19 protein-coding genes are annotated in these 16,065 nt (G+C 64.5%); 7 read left to right on the top strand and 12 right to left on the bottom strand.

Annotated features, from left to right (window positions below; all coding sequences use genetic code 11):
• Positions 1–14 precede the first annotated feature (14 nt).
• From BST47_RS22325 to BST47_RS22355, 7 genes are read left to right on the top strand one after another with little or no spacing between them, the layout of a single operon-like run.
• Positions 15–749, top strand: a complete 735-nt coding sequence (locus BST47_RS22325; RefSeq protein WP_083127845.1) for an enoyl-CoA hydratase — start codon at positions 15–17, stop codon at positions 747–749.
• Positions 749–1,858: an MBL fold metallo-hydrolase gene (locus BST47_RS22330; protein ID WP_083127846.1), complete on the top strand. Its 1,110-nt coding sequence runs from the start codon at positions 749–751 to the stop codon at positions 1,856–1,858. Before BST47_RS22325 ends, BST47_RS22330 begins: the two co-directional genes overlap by 1 nt.
• Positions 1,859–1,884: 26 nt before the next feature.
• Entirely contained in the window at positions 1,885–3,471 is a 1,587-nt protein-coding gene (locus tag BST47_RS22335; protein ID WP_083127847.1) for a serine hydrolase, read from the top strand.
• Between the two features lie 28 nt (positions 3,472–3,499).
• A complete protein-coding gene (locus tag BST47_RS22340; protein ID WP_083127848.1) occupies positions 3,500–5,887 on the top strand; it encodes a cation-translocating P-type ATPase in 2,388 nt (795 codons plus the stop codon).
• A gap of 9 nt (positions 5,888–5,896) precedes the next feature.
• Positions 5,897–6,178 (top strand): antitoxin, encoded by a 282-nt coding sequence (locus BST47_RS22345; RefSeq protein ID WP_083127849.1) that lies wholly within the window; start codon positions 5,897–5,899, stop codon positions 6,176–6,178.
• A 5-nt stretch (positions 6,179–6,183) separates the two neighbouring features.
• Positions 6,184–6,630 (top strand): type II toxin-antitoxin system Rv0910 family toxin, encoded by a 447-nt coding sequence (locus BST47_RS22350; protein WP_083127850.1) that lies wholly within the window; start codon positions 6,184–6,186, stop codon positions 6,628–6,630.
• A 4-nt stretch (positions 6,631–6,634) separates the two neighbouring features.
• The gene (locus BST47_RS22355) at positions 6,635–7,000 is read left to right on the top strand and encodes a glyoxalase superfamily protein (protein WP_083127851.1); all 366 of its coding nucleotides are present in this window, start codon (positions 6,635–6,637) and stop codon (positions 6,998–7,000) included.
• A 72-nt stretch (positions 7,001–7,072) separates the two neighbouring features.
• On the opposite strand, the gene BST47_RS22360 is transcribed toward BST47_RS22355, so the two are convergent.
• From BST47_RS22360 to BST47_RS22410, 12 genes are all read right to left on the bottom strand, one after another.
• Positions 7,073–7,639 carry an isomerase gene (locus tag BST47_RS22360; RefSeq protein WP_083127852.1) on the bottom strand — a complete coding sequence of 189 codons (567 nt, stop codon included), beginning with the start codon at positions 7,637–7,639 and terminating at the stop codon, positions 7,073–7,075.
• Positions 7,639–8,844 carry a cytochrome P450 gene (locus tag BST47_RS22365; protein ID WP_234809816.1) on the bottom strand — a complete coding sequence of 402 codons (1,206 nt, stop codon included), beginning with the start codon at positions 8,842–8,844 and terminating at the stop codon, positions 7,639–7,641. The genes BST47_RS22360 and BST47_RS22365 overlap by 1 nt, the downstream gene beginning before the upstream one ends.
• Positions 8,841–9,254 carry a hypothetical protein gene (locus tag BST47_RS22370; RefSeq protein WP_083127854.1) on the bottom strand — a complete coding sequence of 138 codons (414 nt, stop codon included), beginning with the start codon at positions 9,252–9,254 and terminating at the stop codon, positions 8,841–8,843. The genes BST47_RS22365 and BST47_RS22370 overlap by 4 nt, the downstream gene beginning before the upstream one ends.
• Positions 9,251–10,309, bottom strand: a complete 1,059-nt coding sequence (locus tag BST47_RS22375; protein WP_083127855.1) for an NAD(P)H-dependent amine dehydrogenase family protein — start codon at positions 10,307–10,309, stop codon at positions 9,251–9,253. Before BST47_RS22375 ends, BST47_RS22370 begins: the two co-directional genes overlap by 4 nt.
• Positions 10,302–11,351: an NAD(P)H-dependent amine dehydrogenase family protein gene (locus tag BST47_RS22380; protein WP_083127856.1), complete on the bottom strand. Its 1,050-nt coding sequence runs from the start codon at positions 11,349–11,351 to the stop codon at positions 10,302–10,304. The genes BST47_RS22375 and BST47_RS22380 overlap by 8 nt, the downstream gene beginning before the upstream one ends.
• Positions 11,348–11,662, bottom strand: coding sequence for a hypothetical protein (locus BST47_RS30920; protein WP_207568665.1), 315 nt, complete (start codon positions 11,660–11,662; stop codon positions 11,348–11,350). Before BST47_RS30920 ends, BST47_RS22380 begins: the two co-directional genes overlap by 4 nt.
• Positions 11,659–12,084, bottom strand: coding sequence for a hypothetical protein (locus BST47_RS22390; RefSeq protein ID WP_083127857.1), 426 nt, complete (start codon positions 12,082–12,084; stop codon positions 11,659–11,661). The genes BST47_RS30920 and BST47_RS22390 overlap by 4 nt, the downstream gene beginning before the upstream one ends.
• Positions 12,085–12,105: 21 nt before the next feature.
• Positions 12,106–12,834 carry a hypothetical protein gene (locus BST47_RS22395; protein ID WP_083127858.1) on the bottom strand — a complete coding sequence of 243 codons (729 nt, stop codon included), beginning with the start codon at positions 12,832–12,834 and terminating at the stop codon, positions 12,106–12,108.
• Positions 12,831–12,959, bottom strand: a complete 129-nt coding sequence (locus BST47_RS31475; protein WP_272937646.1) for a hypothetical protein — start codon at positions 12,957–12,959, stop codon at positions 12,831–12,833. Before BST47_RS31475 ends, BST47_RS22395 begins: the two co-directional genes overlap by 4 nt.
• A gap of 16 nt (positions 12,960–12,975) precedes the next feature.
• Positions 12,976–13,779 carry a CbbQ/NirQ/NorQ/GpvN family protein gene (locus BST47_RS22400; protein WP_083127859.1) on the bottom strand — a complete coding sequence of 268 codons (804 nt, stop codon included), beginning with the start codon at positions 13,777–13,779 and terminating at the stop codon, positions 12,976–12,978.
• 22 nt (positions 13,780–13,801) lie between these two features.
• On the bottom strand, positions 13,802–15,334 hold the full coding sequence (locus BST47_RS22405; protein WP_083127860.1) for a nitric oxide reductase activation protein NorD: 1,533 nt from the start codon (positions 15,332–15,334) through the stop codon (positions 13,802–13,804).
• Positions 15,335–15,447: 113 nt separating this feature from the next.
• Positions 15,448–16,053: a TetR/AcrR family transcriptional regulator gene (locus BST47_RS22410; protein ID WP_083127861.1), complete on the bottom strand. Its 606-nt coding sequence runs from the start codon at positions 16,051–16,053 to the stop codon at positions 15,448–15,450.
• Positions 16,054–16,065 lie beyond the last annotated feature (12 nt).

Here is a 16,065-nt window from a genome sequence, read left to right on the forward strand (position 1 = left end):
TATAGGGTGGCGCCATGATTGGTGTGACCCGCGACGGCGACGTGATGACGCTGGAAATGCAGCGCGCCGACCGCCGAAACGCGCTCAACGGCGCACTCGTAGACGGTTTGCGTGATGCGGTGGAGAAGGCCGCGAGCGAGAATGTCCGCGTCATCGTGCTCACCGGCCAGGGCCATGTGTTCAGCTCCGGGGCGGATCTGACCGACGCTGCGGGCGTTGCCGAGGAGCTCCCCGACAAGGCCAAGGCCCTCAACATCGCGATCGACAGGGCACCCGTGCCGGTCATCGGCGCCATCAACGGGCCCGCGATCGGCGCAGGCGTCATCCTCTCGATGATCTGCGATCTACGGGTCGTCGCACCCGAGGCGTACTTCCAGTTCCCCGTCGCGAAATATGGTCTGGCGCTGGATAATTGGAGCATCCGACGGCTCACCTCGCTGGTCGGAGCCGGCCGCGCGAGGGGCATGCTGCTCGGCGCCGAACGGCTGACCGCCGAGGCCGCCCTGCACACGGGCATGGCCAACCGCATCGGCACGCTGGCGGACGCGCAGGCCTGGGCCGCCGAACTCGCCGGCTACGCGCCGCTGGCCCTGCAGCACGCCAAGCGCGTGCTCAACGACGACGGTGCCTACGAGGACCCGTGGCCCGAGCACACGGATCTGTTCGACCGGGCATGGGCCAGCCAGGACGTCATCGAGGCTCAGGTGGCGCGCATCGAGAAGCGGCCGCCGAGGTTCCAGGGGGCCTGATGATCGGGGCGACGCTGCGCATCGGCTTTGGTACGGCTTCGTTGCTGGCCGGGGGATGGGCATTGCGCGCGCTACATGGCACGCCGTCGGCCCTCGGCGCGTCCCCGGGGGAGATCGACGGTGTCGCCAAGAGGTCCCCGAACTACCAGGACGGCGTCTTCGTCAACCTCGAGGCGGCGAGCCCAGCAAGCCTGACCCGCCAGGAACAGTTCCTGCTGGTCCGTGAGGTCATCGGCGGGAGTTCGAGCCAGCTTCCGCCCTCAGAGGTCCCGTTGGTCACACCCGACCCGAGCTTGGCGGCGGGTGATCTCGCCGTCACCTGGTACGGCCACTCGTCGGCGGTCATCGAGGTCGATGGCTACCGCGTGCTGGCGGACCCCGTCTGGAGCGACCGTTGCTCGCCGTCGAGGACAATCGGCCCGCGGCGGCTGCACCCGGTGCCGGCTCCGCTGGAGGCGCTGCCGGCCATCGACGCGGTCATCATCAGCCATGACCACTACGACCACCTCGACATCGACACCGTGAAACAACTGGCCCGCACCCAGCGGGCCAAGTTCTTCGTCCCGCTTGGCCTCGGCGCCCATCTGCGGTCCTGGCACATCCCGGCCGACCGGATCGTCGAACTCGACTGGAACGAGAGTGCCCGCCTCGGCGACCTGACCCTGGTGTGCACCCCCGCGCGGCATTTCTCTGGCCGATTCCTGACCCGCAATACGACGCTGTGGTCGTCATGGGCGCTGATCGGGCCCAGCCATCGCGCGTTCTTCGGCGGTGACACCGGATATTCGAACAGCTTCGGCGACATCGGCGTAGAGCACGGACCGTTCGACCTGACCCTGATGCCGGTGGGCGCCTATCACCCCGGCTGGCCAGACATCCACATGAACCCCGAGGAAGCGGTTCGCGCGCACCGCGACGTCAGCGACGCGGGGTTGCTGGTCCCTATCCACTGGGCGACGTTCCGGCTCGCGCCGCATCCGTGGTCTGAGCCGGTGCAGCGACTGGTCAAGGCGGCCGAAGCCGACAACGCCCTGGTCGCGGTGCCGAAGCCGGGGCAGCGGGTCCAGCCCGACGCGGCGTTGGCGAACGACCCGTGGTGGCTGCTGTAGCCATTTCGACGGGATACGGTGCACGCATGAATGCACTGGCCAGGCTGGCCGTCGTGGGGCTGATCGCCCTTGCACCGGGCTGTACCGCGGACAAGCCTGCCGAACCGGCGCCGCCGTCCACGCCGACCCAGGCGGACATACCGCCGCCGCTGGTGCCCGCGATGCCGTTGCCCGAGAACGCCGTCGACAAGGCCATCGCCAAACTCGACGGCATCGCCGAGGAACTGATGCGTAAATCCGGGATTCCCGGCATGGCGGTCGCCGTCGTGTACCGGGGGGAAACCGTGTACGCGAAAGGTTTCGGCGTCAAAGACGTCCGAGCCGGCGATGACGAGAAGAACCGCGTCGAACCCGACACGGTGTTTCAACTGGCGTCACTGTCCAAGCCGCTGTCCTCGACGGTGGTCGCCCACCAGGTCGGTGTGAACGCGATCGGCTGGGACACCCCCATCGTGTCGAAGCTGCCGTGGTTCGCCCTGTCCGACCCGGTCGTCACGCAGATGGTCACCGTCGGCGACATGCTCTCGCACCGATCCGGACTGCCCGACCACGCGGGCGACATGCTCGAGGACATCGGCCACGACCGCCGCTACATCATGGACCGGCTGCGCGACCAACCACTCGATCCGTTCCGAATCTCCTACGCCTACACAAACTACGGCTACACCACGGGCGCCGAGGCGGTCGCGACGAGCGCCGGCAAGCCGTGGGACGTACTGGCCGACGACGTGCTGTTCGACCCACTTGGCATGCCGTCGACGAGCTACCGGTTCGCCGACTACGAGTCCCGCGCCGACCGCGCCGTCGGACACATCCACGTCGACGATCGGTACGAGCCGCTCTATGTCCGTGACGCGGACCCCCAGGCGCCAGCCGGCGGTGCGAGCTCGTCCGTCAACGACATGACCCGGTGGCTCGCGATGGTGCTCGCGAACGGAAAGCACGGCGACAAGCAGATCGTCGACGACGACGCCCTGTTGCCCGCGCTCACCCCGCAGATCGTGTCGAGCCCCGCGTCGGAACCCGCGATGCGGTCCGGCTTCTATGGATTCGGCTTCAATGTGGGGACGACGTCGGCATCGCGTACCGAACTGAGCCACTCGGGTGCGTTCGAACTCGGCGCCGGAACGAATTTCGCGATCCTGCCGTCGGCCGACGTGGCGATAGTCGCGCTGACCAATGCCACCCCCTCGGGCGTGCCCGAAACGCTGACAGCTCAATTCGCGGATCTGGTCCAGTTCGGCGAGGTGCGTGAGGACTGGTACGGCCTCTACAGCGCGGTCTTCGCCGAGATGGAGGAGCCCGAGGGGTCGCTCGTCGGCAAGCCGCGGCCCTCGAGTCCGGCACCGGCCGCGCCGCCGGCCACCTACGTCGGCACCTACGCCAACGACTATTGGGGTCCGGCGCGCGTCACCGAGCAGGACGGCCAGCTGATGCTGGCGCTCGGCACGAAGCTGAACGTGCCACTGCAACATTGGGACGGCAACGTCTTCACGTTCACGTTCGTCACCGAAAATGCGCCGCCGGGAACCATTTCCAAGGCGACATTCGACGGCGACAAGCTGATGCTGGAGTACTACGACGAGCTCGGCAAGGGGACGTTCGTACGATGAGCGCTCGCGCGAAGGGAATCGAGTACGGATGACCACCGTTCCCGTCCAAGCCGCCGGCCTCACCGACGCCGAAGTCGCACAGCGTGTTTCCGAAGGCAATACCAACGACGTGCCGACCCGTGCGGCCCGCAGTGTCTCCGAGATCGTGCGAGCCAATGTGTTCACCCGTATCAACGCGATTCTCGGTGTGCTGCTCGTCATCGTGCTCTCCACCGGTTCGGTGATCAACGGCGCGTTCGGGCTGCTCATCATCGCCAATAGCGCGATCGGCATCATCCAGGAACTGCGGGCCAAGCAGACCCTGGACAAACTGGCCATCGTCGGTCAGGCGAAACCCTTGGTGCGCAGGCAATCCAGGACCGAAGCGGTACTTCCCGCCGAGGTCGTGCTCGATGACATCATCGAACTCGGCCCGGGCGACCAGATCGTCGTCGACGGTGAGATCGTCGAGGAGTCCAACCTCGAGGTCGACGAGTCCCTGCTCACCGGTGAGGCCGACCCGATCGCCAAGGATGCCGGCGACAACGTGATGTCGGGCAGCTTCGTGGTCGCGGGCAGCGGCGCATACCGGGCCACCAAGGTCGGGAAGGAAGCCTACGCGGCCAAACTCGCCGAGGAGGCGAGCAAGTTCACGTTGGTGAATTCCGAACTGCGCAGCGGTATCAACAAGATCCTGCAGTTCATCACCTACCTGTTGATCCCCGCCGGCCTGCTGATCATCTACACCCAGCTGTTCACCACCGGTTCGGATTGGCGGGAGTCGGTGTTGCGGATGGTCGGCGCCCTGGTGCCGATGGTGCCCGAGGGTTTGGTGCTGATGACGTCGATCGCGTTCGCCGTCGGCGTCGTCCGACTCGGCCGCAGGCAGTGCCTGGTCAACGAATTGCCCGCCATCGAGGGGCTGGCCCGCGTCGACGTCGTGTGCGCCGACAAGACCGGCACCCTCACCGAAAACGGTATGCGGGTATCGGATCTCAAGAAGCTCGACGAGTGCGCAGTCGCCGACATCCTGGCGCAGCTCGCCGCCGACGACGCGCGACCCAACGCCAGCATGGCGGCCATCGCCGAGGCCTACAAGATGCCGCCCGGGTGGGAAGCAACCGCCACTGCACCGTTCAAATCCGCGACCAAGTGGAGTGGCGCGTCGTACGCCGACCACGGCAACTGGGTGGTCGGCGCGCCTGACGTGCTACTCGCGCCGGGGTCGGAAATCGCCAAGCAGGCAGAGGAGATCGGCGCGCAGGGACTTCGCGTACTGCTGCTCGGTTCGTGCGAGATGCCCGTCGATCACGCCGAGGCGCCCGGCCCCGTCACACCGGCTGCGCTGGTGGTGCTCGAACAACGCGTACGGCCCGATGCCCGTGACACCCTGGATTACTTTGCGGATCAGAAGGTTTCGATCAAGGTCATCTCGGGTGACAACGCGGTGTCGGTCGGAGCGGTCGCCGGCTCGCTCGGCCTCGGCGGCGAGACCATGGACGCCCGCCAGCTACCTGACGAGCCCGAGCAGCTGGCCGACACCTTGGAGAAGTACACGACGTTCGGCCGGGTGCGGCCCGACCAGAAGCGGGCCATGGTGCACGCTCTGCAGTCTCGCGGACACACCGTGGCGATGACCGGCGACGGCGTGAACGACGTGCTGGCCCTCAAGGACGCCGACATCGGTGTCGCGATGGGATCGGGCAGCTCGGCCTCCCGCGCCGTGGCTCAGATCGTGTTGCTGGACAACAAGTTCGCGACGCTGCCGTACGTGGTCGGCGAGGGCCGCCGGGTGATCGGCAACATCGAACGGGTTTCGAACCTGTTTCTGACGAAGACCGTGTACTCGGTGCTGCTGGCGATACTCGTCGGCCTCGGTGGACTGTCATCCGAGCTGTTCGGAACCGATCCGTTGCTGTTTCCGTTCCAGCCGATCCACGTCACGATCGCGGCGTGGTTCACCATCGGCATCCCGGCGTTCGTCCTGTCGCTGGCGCCCAACAACGAACGGGCGCACACGGGATTCGTGCGACGGGTCATGACGGCGGCACTGCCGTCGGGCATGGTGGTGGGTATCGCGACGTTCACGTCGTACCTCGTCGCCTATCAGGGACGTGAAGCCACCGCGGCCGAGCAGATGCAGGCATCGACGGCGGCCCTGATCACCCTGCTGGTGACCGGGGTCTGGGTGCTGGCGGTAGTCGCACGGCCGTACCAGTGGTGGCGAGTGGCGTTGGTTGTGGTGTCGGGTCTGGCGTATGTGGTGATCTTCTCGATACCGCTGGCGCGTAAGGCGTTCATGCTCGACCCGTCGAACGTCAGAACCACGACGACGGCGCTGATCATCGGCCTCGTCGGGGCGGCGGCGATCGAGGTCATCTGGTGGGTTCAGGGCGCCGTCTTGGGGGAACGTCGCAGGTTGTGGCGTTCGGAGTAGGGTGGCCGCATGGCATTCCTCGACAAGCTGAAGACCGTGCTGGCCAAGAACGCCGACAAGGTGGACACCGCTATCGACAAGGCCGGTGACATCGTCGACAAGAAGACGCAGGGCAAATACGCCCAGCACGTCGACAAGGTTCAGGGCGTTGCCAAGAAGGCCGTCCAGGACAACACCAACCAAGCTGGGCAGGTACCTCCCACGCAGCATTCAGGCCAGGCTCCGACACCTGAGCCGCCGCCGGGGACCCCGCCGCAGCACCAGCCGCCGACGGCGCCGCCCACCTCCTAGCACGTATGGCCAAACTTTCCGTCTCCGTCGACGTTCCCCTTCCGCCGGAGAAGGCGTGGGAGTGCGCGTCGGATCTGTCCCGTTACAAGGAGTGGCTCAGCATTCACCGGGTGTGGCGGAGCAAGCTGCCCGAAACCCTGGAGAAGGGCACGGTCATCGAGTCGATCGTGGAAGTCAAGGGCATGCCCAACCGGATCGAGTGGACCATCGTGCACTTCAAACCGCCGGAGGCGATGACGCTCAATGGTGACGGCCGTGGTGGCGTCAAGGTCAAACTCCTCGGCAAGGTGCGGCCCGTCGAGCAGGATCCAGGCAGGTCAACGGTCACGTTCGACGTACACCTCGGCGGTCCCGCTCTGTTCGGTCCGATCGGTATGGTCGTCGCCAATGCGCTCAAGGGTGACATCCGAGAATCGTTGAACCGCTTCAAATCTGTGTTCGCGCCGAGCTGATCGGATGCGATTCGAGCGGGGCGTCCCGGTGCTGCGGATCTTCGACCAGGCGAAGGCCGACGAGTTCTACCTCGACTACCTGGGCTTCGTCACGGACTGGGAGCACCGGTTCGGTCCGGATTTTCCGCGGTATGCCCAGCTCAGCCGCTCCGAGCTGATCATCCATCTCTCCGAGCACCACGGTGACGGAACACCGGGCAGCGTCGTGTTCGTGCCAATGCATGGCATCCGTGAGTTTCACGCCGAGATCACCGCTCGCGATTACCGATTCGCGAAACCCGGGCTGGAAGAGGCGGAGTGGGGATTGACGGTCGACATCACCGATCCCTTCGGCAATCAGCTGCGCTTCTGCGAACGTTCCCGGGACTGACCTCCGCGAGTGTCGGCCTTTGTCACGGCATTTCGTCGCCAACCGTGACATAACCCAACACTCGAGCCCTGGTCAGCGGCGCAGCTGGCGGCGCACCAGCTTGGCGAACTCGACTGTCGAGCGGCGCACCGATTCGAACTCCAGTGACACCAGCAGCGTGTCGACCATCGCGAACGGCAGGGTGGTGGCGACCGCGCCGCGGCCGTACTCGATGTGCCACGAGCCGGGATGGATGGTCATGCCACGGGCCTGACCCCTCGCCATGTGCGCGTGTTCACCGGGTAACAGTGTCGCGGCGGAGATGTTGTCTGATTCCACGTCATACCAGTCGATTTGGCCGGCCATCAGGAACTTGTACACGTCGACATGTTTGTAGCGGCCCGAAAAGCCTTGGGTACCAGTCGGTGAGCCGAAGATGACGATGTACTCACGCGGGCTGAAGTAGAGGAACCGGACCTTGCCGAGGATGCCGCCGGCCTTGCTGCCCACCCAGCGTCCCGGCGTGGGATCGATGAGGTCGGGGTACTCGTCGGCGAGCGCCTCGATGGCCCGGGTGATCAGCTCACCGCTCTCCAGCGGCAGGCCGACGACCTGCTTGGCCACCTTGCCCAGCACGTCGGGATCGATCTTGTAGGACATCAGGCGAACTCTATCTGCAGGCTGGTCGGTCCGCTGAGACCGAGCAGAGGCTTCCACGGCACCGATTCGGTGCGCCGTGGGGCGGGAATGCGCTTGGTGAGTATCTTCAGCGCCTCCACGAGTTCCAACCGCGCCAGGTTGGCGCCCAGGCAGTAGTGGACGCCGCCACCGAAGGTCAGGATCGGTGGCGGTTCGTCGCGGGTGATGTCGAAGCGCGCCGGATCGTCATAGATCGCGCTATCGCGGTTGGCGGCATAGGTATTCACGATGATGAAGGTGTCCGCCGGAAAGGTGTAGTCGCCGATGGTGACGTGCTCGGCGACGCTGCGCACCGTGCTGCACATCGACGGTGAATGACGCATCGTCTCCTCGACGGCCCGCATCGCCAGCTCCGGCTGCTTTCTCAGCAGCGACCACTGCTCGGGGTGATCGCAGAGCACCTGCATCGACGCGGCGAGCTGGCTGCGGGTGGTGTCGGTGCCGGCCACGAGAATGCTGAACGCCAGCATGCGCAACTCCCCGGTGTCCAACCGGTCACCCGCATCTTCGATGCGGATGAGGTCGGACAGCAGATCGTCGATCAAGTTCTGCCGCCTGTCGGCGATCATGTCGTCGATGTAGTCGTCGAACTCGCCCCACGCCTTGAGGACGACGGGTTCCTCCTCGAGTAGGTTGCAGTCGAAGCTGACGATCTTGAAGATGTCGTCGGCCCATCGCGAGAACTGCCGCCAATCCTCCCGCGGAGCGCCCAGCAGCGCGCAGATGACCGGAATGGGGTAGGGCCGTGCGATATCCGCGACGAACTCGCAGCTGCCCGAGTCGGCAACCTGGTCGATGAGCTCGTTGACGACGGCGTGAATGGTGTCGTGCATTCGGGCCGTCGCCCTTGGCGTGAATGCCCGCGACACCAGGCTCCGCAGTCGGCGGTGTTCGTCGCCCTCCATGTTCAGGATGCTGCGGGTCACCCTGTCCCACAACGGTCCTGACGTGATGCCGTGGGCGGACAGGTGGATGCCCTTCGGGACGACGAACCGCGGATCGCGGAGCACGGTTCGGGCCAGCTCATACGAGAGCACCTCGGGACCGATCGGCCCTAGCGCGATTGGCGCGACCTGCTGTGCGGCCCGAAACTGCGGGTAGATCTCCTGCGGCGTGTCGGTGACGTCGTAGGACAGGGTCGGGAGGCCGGCGTCGAAAATATTCACGGAATGTTGGTGTCCAGCAATGTCAACGGAAGGCCGAACACCGACAGGTCGATCTCCTCGAGGTGCGTGCCGTCGCCCTCCAGTTTCTGACGAAAGCGGATCGTCGCGCCGTAGCGTTCCGCGACGGCCTCGGCCTCCGAGGCGCCGGGGACCTGCAGCACGACGGTATAGATGCCGTCGCCGTTGCTGTCGAGAAACGCCTGGACCGACACCGCCACATCCGCCGTCGCTCCTGCAGTGGGGCTGATGAGTTCCACCCCTCGATCCCAGTCCAGGCTGACGGTGACCCCGAGTTCGGCGAGTTCGGCCGATTGCAGACGGAAGCCGAGGTTGGTGAACATCTGCGCGACGGTCTCGTGGCGCTCCGGCGCGACGGCGAAGACGACGTGATGGAGCCGCGGTGCGGTCATTTGCGGACCAGGCCTCGCGGCCGGATCAGGCCCAGGTCGAAATGGTGCACCCACCCGGGCTGCGCATCGCAGACGTCTGGAATCGCGTTGATGGCGCCCATCGCGGTCCAGTCGTAGCCCGGATGGTGCATCGTGCCGTCCGGTTGGTCGACGCCCTGGAGGATGAGTTCGGTCGGGGGGTCGCCCTGGATCTCGATGCGGTAGCGCGTTTTCCCGAACTCCCACGCAGGCTTGAGCTTGTCCGGAGTGGTTGTGGTGTAGAGGGCCTCGAAGACGATGAGCGGACTGCCGCCCACCCAGGCTGTCCACTCGTGGCGTTGGGCCGCGACGGTGTCCCGCGGTATCGCACCCAACGGGTGGGGGATGTCCTCGGTGGCCACAGCGGCCGCCACATCCGCGGCGGTCACCTTCTCGATAGACACACCGAGACCGTCGGCGATCATGTACATCGACTGCGCGAAGAACGGAAGACCAAGACCGAGAATCGTTGGCTCAGAGAGGAATTTGTCCCTGTCCTTGCCGAACCCCATCCAGTCGATGTGGTCGAGTGGCGCATCGGTGAGAACATTGACCACCTCCTCGACGCGGATCTGGTCGATTCTGTTCATCACCCGGGCCAGCGTTACCGGCAGTATGTCGCCCGCGTATCCGGGGTGTATTCCGCCGCCGTGAAACGACGTTCCGCCGTCGGCACAGGCAGCACGGATCTTCTCGCCGTCCGCGGCGAAATCGGGTGACGAGTAAAAGAAGCCGCTAGTGGTGACGACGTTCTTGCCGGAACGCAGGAGCCTGCACACGGTGTCGGTGTCCATGATGATCGGTGTGTAAAAGACACAATCGGCATCCAGGGTGATGACCGCCTCGACGTCATCGGTCGCGATGACACCTGTCGGCGGGATGCCTGCGATCTCACCCGCGTCCTTGCCGACCTTTTCCTTGTCGTGGACGAGTACGGCGACGAGGTCGAACGTGGGGTTGTCGGAGAAGTGCCGGACCCCGACTTGCCCGACATCGCCCGTCATCCATTGAATGACTCGATAGGTCTTCTCAGACATTCACGACTCCTCGCGGTAGGAGCAGCGGCAGATCGTTGTAGGTCGCGATGCCGGGGGCCGCCGCGACGACGGCGGGGATCGCGGTGATCACCGGGACGGCGGTGATGGTGAGTCCGAGCAGGATGTATTCCTCGATGGTCTCGGCCACGAAGTCGGGCGGCGGCTCGAAGGCAAGGGTGGTCTTGATCGTCGGCCGTCCCTCAACCGTGATCTTGTAGCCGAATCCCATCTCCCACACTGGATCCAGTGCTTGACCTTTGGTCCACACCGCCCGTGCCTCGACGACGTCCCGGTCACCGACGTAGCCCTTCCAACTCACGTCTATTCCCGCCACGCAGCCCTTGGCGATGACCCAGTCGCCGGGAAGGCTGACGTCCTCCGTGGCCTGCGCGTACTTGGCCGCGCAACGGATGTCGTCGAGTTCGACCCCCAGGGCGTCGGCGACGAGCATGACCGCTTCACGGAATATCGAAGACCCTTCCTCGGTCACCGCATGCAGATCCGGGTAGTCGATCGGGTATCCGAATCCCATGATCTTCTCGGTCTCCGGAGAGTTGTAGATCGTGGTGTCGAAGGATTCCTCGATGTACACCCGATCGATCCGATCGGAAAGCCCTGCCGAAACGATCGCGAAGAGTTGGATGAAGCCGGGGTTCAGTCCGCTGCCGAAGATCGTCGACTTGCCGACCTCGCACGCCTTCGCAACACGATCGCGCCCGTCGCCGAGCCGATGTCCCGTGATGAACTCGGATGTGGTCACCACGTTGATCCCCGCTTCGAGAATGCGGACGAGGTGGTCGACGTCGGCGAACATCTGGTTGTAGACGACGCAATCCGGCTTCAGTGCGATCAACGCGTCGACGTCGTCGGTGGCCAACACGCCGAGCGCTTCGATACCGCATAGTTCGCCGACGTCCTTGCCGACCTTGTCCGGTGACCATGCGTAGCACCCGACCAACTCGAGTTGCGAGTTCTCGACGATTGCGTGTACCGACTTCACTCCGATGTTGCCGGTCGTCCACTGGACGATTCGGAACGTCATATCGACTTCTCGCCGGGCGTGAAAATCACTGGAATCGTCAGGAATCCCCTCGTCAGGGAATTGCCGTGGACCGCCGCTTCGGCGCCGGGCGCGAGAACGTAGTCAGGCAAGCTCGACAAGACCTGTCCCAGACCGATGCGGAACTCGACGCGCGCGAGGTTTGAGCCCAGGCAACGGGAAGGCGTATCTGTGTATGCGAACGGCGCAGCCTGGCGGATGACGGAGTAGACGTCGTAGAGGAAATCCTTGTCCTTGAAATCCTCGTGGCGAAGATCCCAGTTCTGCGCGTGCTCCTCTAGCGAATTGGTCACGGAGCGGCGGCACCTTGTTCCGCAGCCTGCCTGGCCACCCTCTCGTCGTGTATGCGCACCAGTTCGCGCCAACCGATCCGGTTGTACTTGGGCACGGGCTGGATGCCCCATTCGTCCTGGGCGGTGTCCTTGCCTTCAGCGCCCTCCGGCGGTCCCAGCGGCGGGTACGGCACCTTGCATTCCAGTGCGTCGTCGGAATAGCGCACCTTGAGCAGTTCACTGCAGATCTGGGTGAGGCTCAGAGTCGGGTAGCCGTAGTACACCGCCATGAACGGCAGTGTGAACGCGCCTTCGATGACCAGAGCCACCAGACATACCAAGACCGCGCGTTTGATGTACTTGTGCATCCGCGCGTAGTACGGCGTGGTTCCAGCGGGAAGATCCTCGGCCGTTTCCTCGGTGGCCTCAGGTGTGGTGGTCACGATATGTCTCCTTAAACCTGTTCAGTCAGTGAAGATTTCGCGGTTGACCGTGTGCAGATACGGGATCGCGAGGAAGGGGGTGATGTAGAAGATGTCGTAGAGCCACCAGCCGATGACGGGGAACACGACTCCGGCAAAGCGCACGTCGGCGTACATGGTCATGTTGAACACGTAGACACACCAGATCAGTACGCCCATCCAGCAGGTGATGATCATCCACTGGTGGCCCCAACGCTTCATCTGCAGGAATCCGATCGCCGCGGCGCAGCGCATTGCGAAGACCGTGAGAATCATCCCGAACACCATGGATTTCTCACCCGGTCCTGCGGCGCCGCCGATCCAGAATTCGTTGTAGTGCCAGAAATAGCCGCCGTCGAACATCGCGCCCCAGCCGACCATCAACACCCGGTTGATCAGCGTGTGATTGGCGATGAGGTCCAGGGCCCAGCCGAGCGTGTTGAGCATTCCGTCGATCAGCACCAGGTAGCCGATCAAAGTGACGATCATCGGCCGGACCGACAGCCCGGCACGTAACGCTTGTCGCTGCAGCCAGACGCCGCGCATGAAGATGGGGAATCCGATCAAGCCGGGGACCCACATCCCCATCAGCGCGGCACCGGCGATCATCCACTTGTCGGCACGACGCTGAGCAAGCCGGGATTCGTCGTGGTGGTCCTCGAGGCTGATGTTCCCGTCCGGCGCGGGGGCCGACTTGCTGCGCGAAATGCGGTTCAGCAGTGGAAGGTTCACAATTCCCACCACCCTCGTGCGAACGACATGTAGAGCTGGATGCCGAACATCACTGCCAGGTAACCATAGACGACGATCTGCAGGATGATGAGCGCCTTCTTGCGCTGTCTCTCCTTCTGGTCCATATCGGGTAACTCCTTCCTAGTGAGGCGTGCTCGAGCGGTCAGCGTCGGCCAGGCTGGCCACCGCGACTTCACGAAGTCCGTCGGTGATCGCACCGTCGGTGGACAATGGTGCGAGGATGCAGGCCTCGGCGGCTTCCAGTTCGGTGGCACCGGCTGCAATCAGTTGCGCGGCGGTGACCAGGACACGGGTGGAGGGTGGCTCGAAGTGGAAGGCGTCGTCCGCGGTCCGGATGGCAGTGGCGCAGGCGACAAGGCGTTGTGCCGACGTCAGCGCGACAGTGGCCTCGGCGACAATGACCTCGGCTTCGCGGTCGGCCGGTAGGTACCTCATGGGAAGGGTGACGAACCGTTGGCGGAAGGATGGTTTGAGCTCTTTGAGAGAACTGCGATACGCCGGGTTGTATGAGCAGACGAGCATGAATGTCTCGGGCGCCTCAACGACTTCGCCCGCTCTATCCAGATAGAGGGACCGGCGATGGTCGGTCAGTGAGTGAAGGATGGCCAACGAATCGTGGCGCGCTTCGACCACCTCGTCCAGGTAGCAGATGGAGCCTGACTTGACCGCGCGAGTGAGGGGGCCGTCCGTCCACACCACGTCACCGCCGGTCACCATGAACCGGCCGACGAGATCCGAACTGGTCAGGTCGTCGTGGCAGCTGATGGTGACCACGGGTCTGCCGAGTAAAAGACCCATGTGTTCCACCAAACGCGTCTTTCCGCATCCGGTCGGGCCGGTGAGCATGACGGGTAGGCGTTGGTGATAGGCCTGTTCGAACAACTTGACTTCGTTGCCGCTGGAGTAATAGGTGTCGTCGGTCATCGCTTCCTCAGGTGTGATTCGGTCATGCGGAGACAAGTTCGCGGTGGACGTGGGCCAGCACCCGGGGGAGGTCCTCCACCCGCCGGATGCGTTGGGAGCGGCGGGGTCCGAAGACCTCGGGCAGCGGGTCGACTCGCGTCGGTCCGACACCGACGTAGTAGATGGAGACGCCGGCGTCGTTGGCCTCCTCGACCGCATGTGCAGCATCGCCCCATGCGTATCGCCCTTCGTACCCTTCGTCGGAGATCAGGCCATCGCCGATCACGATGAGCAGACGACGCTCGGACGGTTGAGCCAGCAGCCGACTCGTCAAGTGGCGCAAAGGTGCTCCGAGTCTGGTGTATCCGCCGGTGGCCAGGCCTAGTCGGCCCGGCGGCACGAACCGCCGTTCCTCGAAGTCTTTGAGGCAGCTGACCTCGACGCGGTGTCGGGTGTTGCCGGTGAACACGAAGATGCCGTGGCGTTCGCGAGCCAGCGACATCGCCCTCGACAGGGCATCGGCACAGGCAAGCTCCAGTTTGAAGATCCGCCCGCCGTGCACCCCCAGCGATGAACTGCCGTCCAACAGCAGTGCCGTGGTGACGTCGCGACTGCTGGGTAGCAGTTCGCGGAAGATTCGCGGTTCGATGGCTTCGCCGGTGGTGAGGTCGATGTAATGGCGCACGTACTGCTCGACGTCGAGGTCGGAGCCGTCCTCGAGGCGACCTTGCACCGCGCGATGCGTGTGTTCGGAGAACCACTTCCGGAGTTCGGCGGACGCCGGCTCAGTCTGACGGGTGCGGCTGACGTGTGAGCGTTCGAGGACGGCAACGTGATCGGGCATGAAACTGTTTGTCCAGGAGTTCCATTCGGGATAGGGAATGCCGGGACGGTGCTCGGGAGTGATGTCGAGGTCGTTTTCGTGCGGCCTGCTCGGCGGCGGCAGATTTGGGTTACGCACTCCGCCGTCGCCGCCGACCGGGACCGAGTGCGCCCGCGGCAGGCGCTTCTGCGTCGTGGTCCAGGGCAACCTGCCGAAGCTGCGGCGCATCTTGTCAGTCAAACCCTGGGGCGCTGTGTAGGCCAGTGGCAACCTGCCCAGCAGTGGATGAAAACCCAGTGGCTGCCTGACACGCGCCAACGAGACTGCACGGTCGAGCATCTCTTCGCCGTTCATGTCGGGCGATGACACCGGCAGGTCGGGCAGCGCCCGGCGCGCCGCGCCGAGAAGGCCGGGCCATTGCAACGCGATCCAGCCCAGGGCGACACCCCCTTCGACGAGAGTCAGGGCGCGGAGTTCGCGCGCAGACAACTCGTTGAGCCGGAACGCAACGAGCCTGTCTTTGGACGGCGAACATTGAAGCGCGATTCCGCAAGTCAGTGTTCGGCGCGTCCAATCGCGCTGTATCGGCGGGTACGGGACGTGCACGAAGTCAAGCGTCGAACTCAGGCTGAACTCCCGATGCTGACCGGTCACCAGGCGCACACCCTCGCGCCGCTGGTCGCTGAGGGCGACAGCGGTCACTGCGCAACTGCGTTCGACCGCCATTGCGTGTGCGTCGGAGAGATCGGTCATCGATGCCTAGAACGTGCCGAGGCTCGAGAACATCCAGTACCAGAACCAGATGACGAGTCCGGTCCCGCCCCACGCTGCGACATAGCGAAGGATCTCCCAGATCCAGTCCATTTTCAGACCTCCTTGATGATGCCGCGGACGGCGGTGTGGACGAGTTTCGTGAGCATGGCGTCGCGCTTGTCGGCGCTGTCCGTGGTGGTCAGTACGCCGTACACGCCGAGCAAAAAAAATATTGCGCTGTAGAACGCGTCCACCTCGGGATGCACCGAGCCGTCGCCACGGACCCGCTCGATCTCGCGGACCAGAAGCACGATCACGGGATGATCGGTCCAATCGTCCGCATGCGGCCGTGTCGGCGAAAAGTGCAGCGCCAGCAGTTCTTTGAAAAGGACCGAACCTACACTCTGCTCGAGCCCTTTGATGATGCCGGCTATCTCGGTCAATGCCGCAGGCAGATCGTGAGCGCCTTGAAGGAAGCGCTCGAAGTCGGCGGCCATGCGGGCTTCTTCGCGCTGTTCCAACTCGTAAAGCACATGTTCCTTGCTGGGGAAGTGGAAGAAGAACGTGCCGTGGGCCACTCCCGCTGCGGCGGATATCGCGTTCACATCCGCGCCGGACATTCCCGAGCGCTTGAACTCGGCGAGGGCAGCGCCGAGTACGCGTTCCCGCGTCTGAAGACGGCGCGCCTCGCGCGTCGTCGCCTTGGCCTGTGACGTCATCGTCTGTCTTTG

The sequence above is a fragment of the Mycolicibacterium tusciae genome (assembly GCF_002086795.1).
In the GTDB taxonomy this organism is placed as follows: Bacteria; Actinomycetota; Actinomycetes; order Mycobacteriales; family Mycobacteriaceae; genus Mycobacterium; species Mycobacterium tusciae.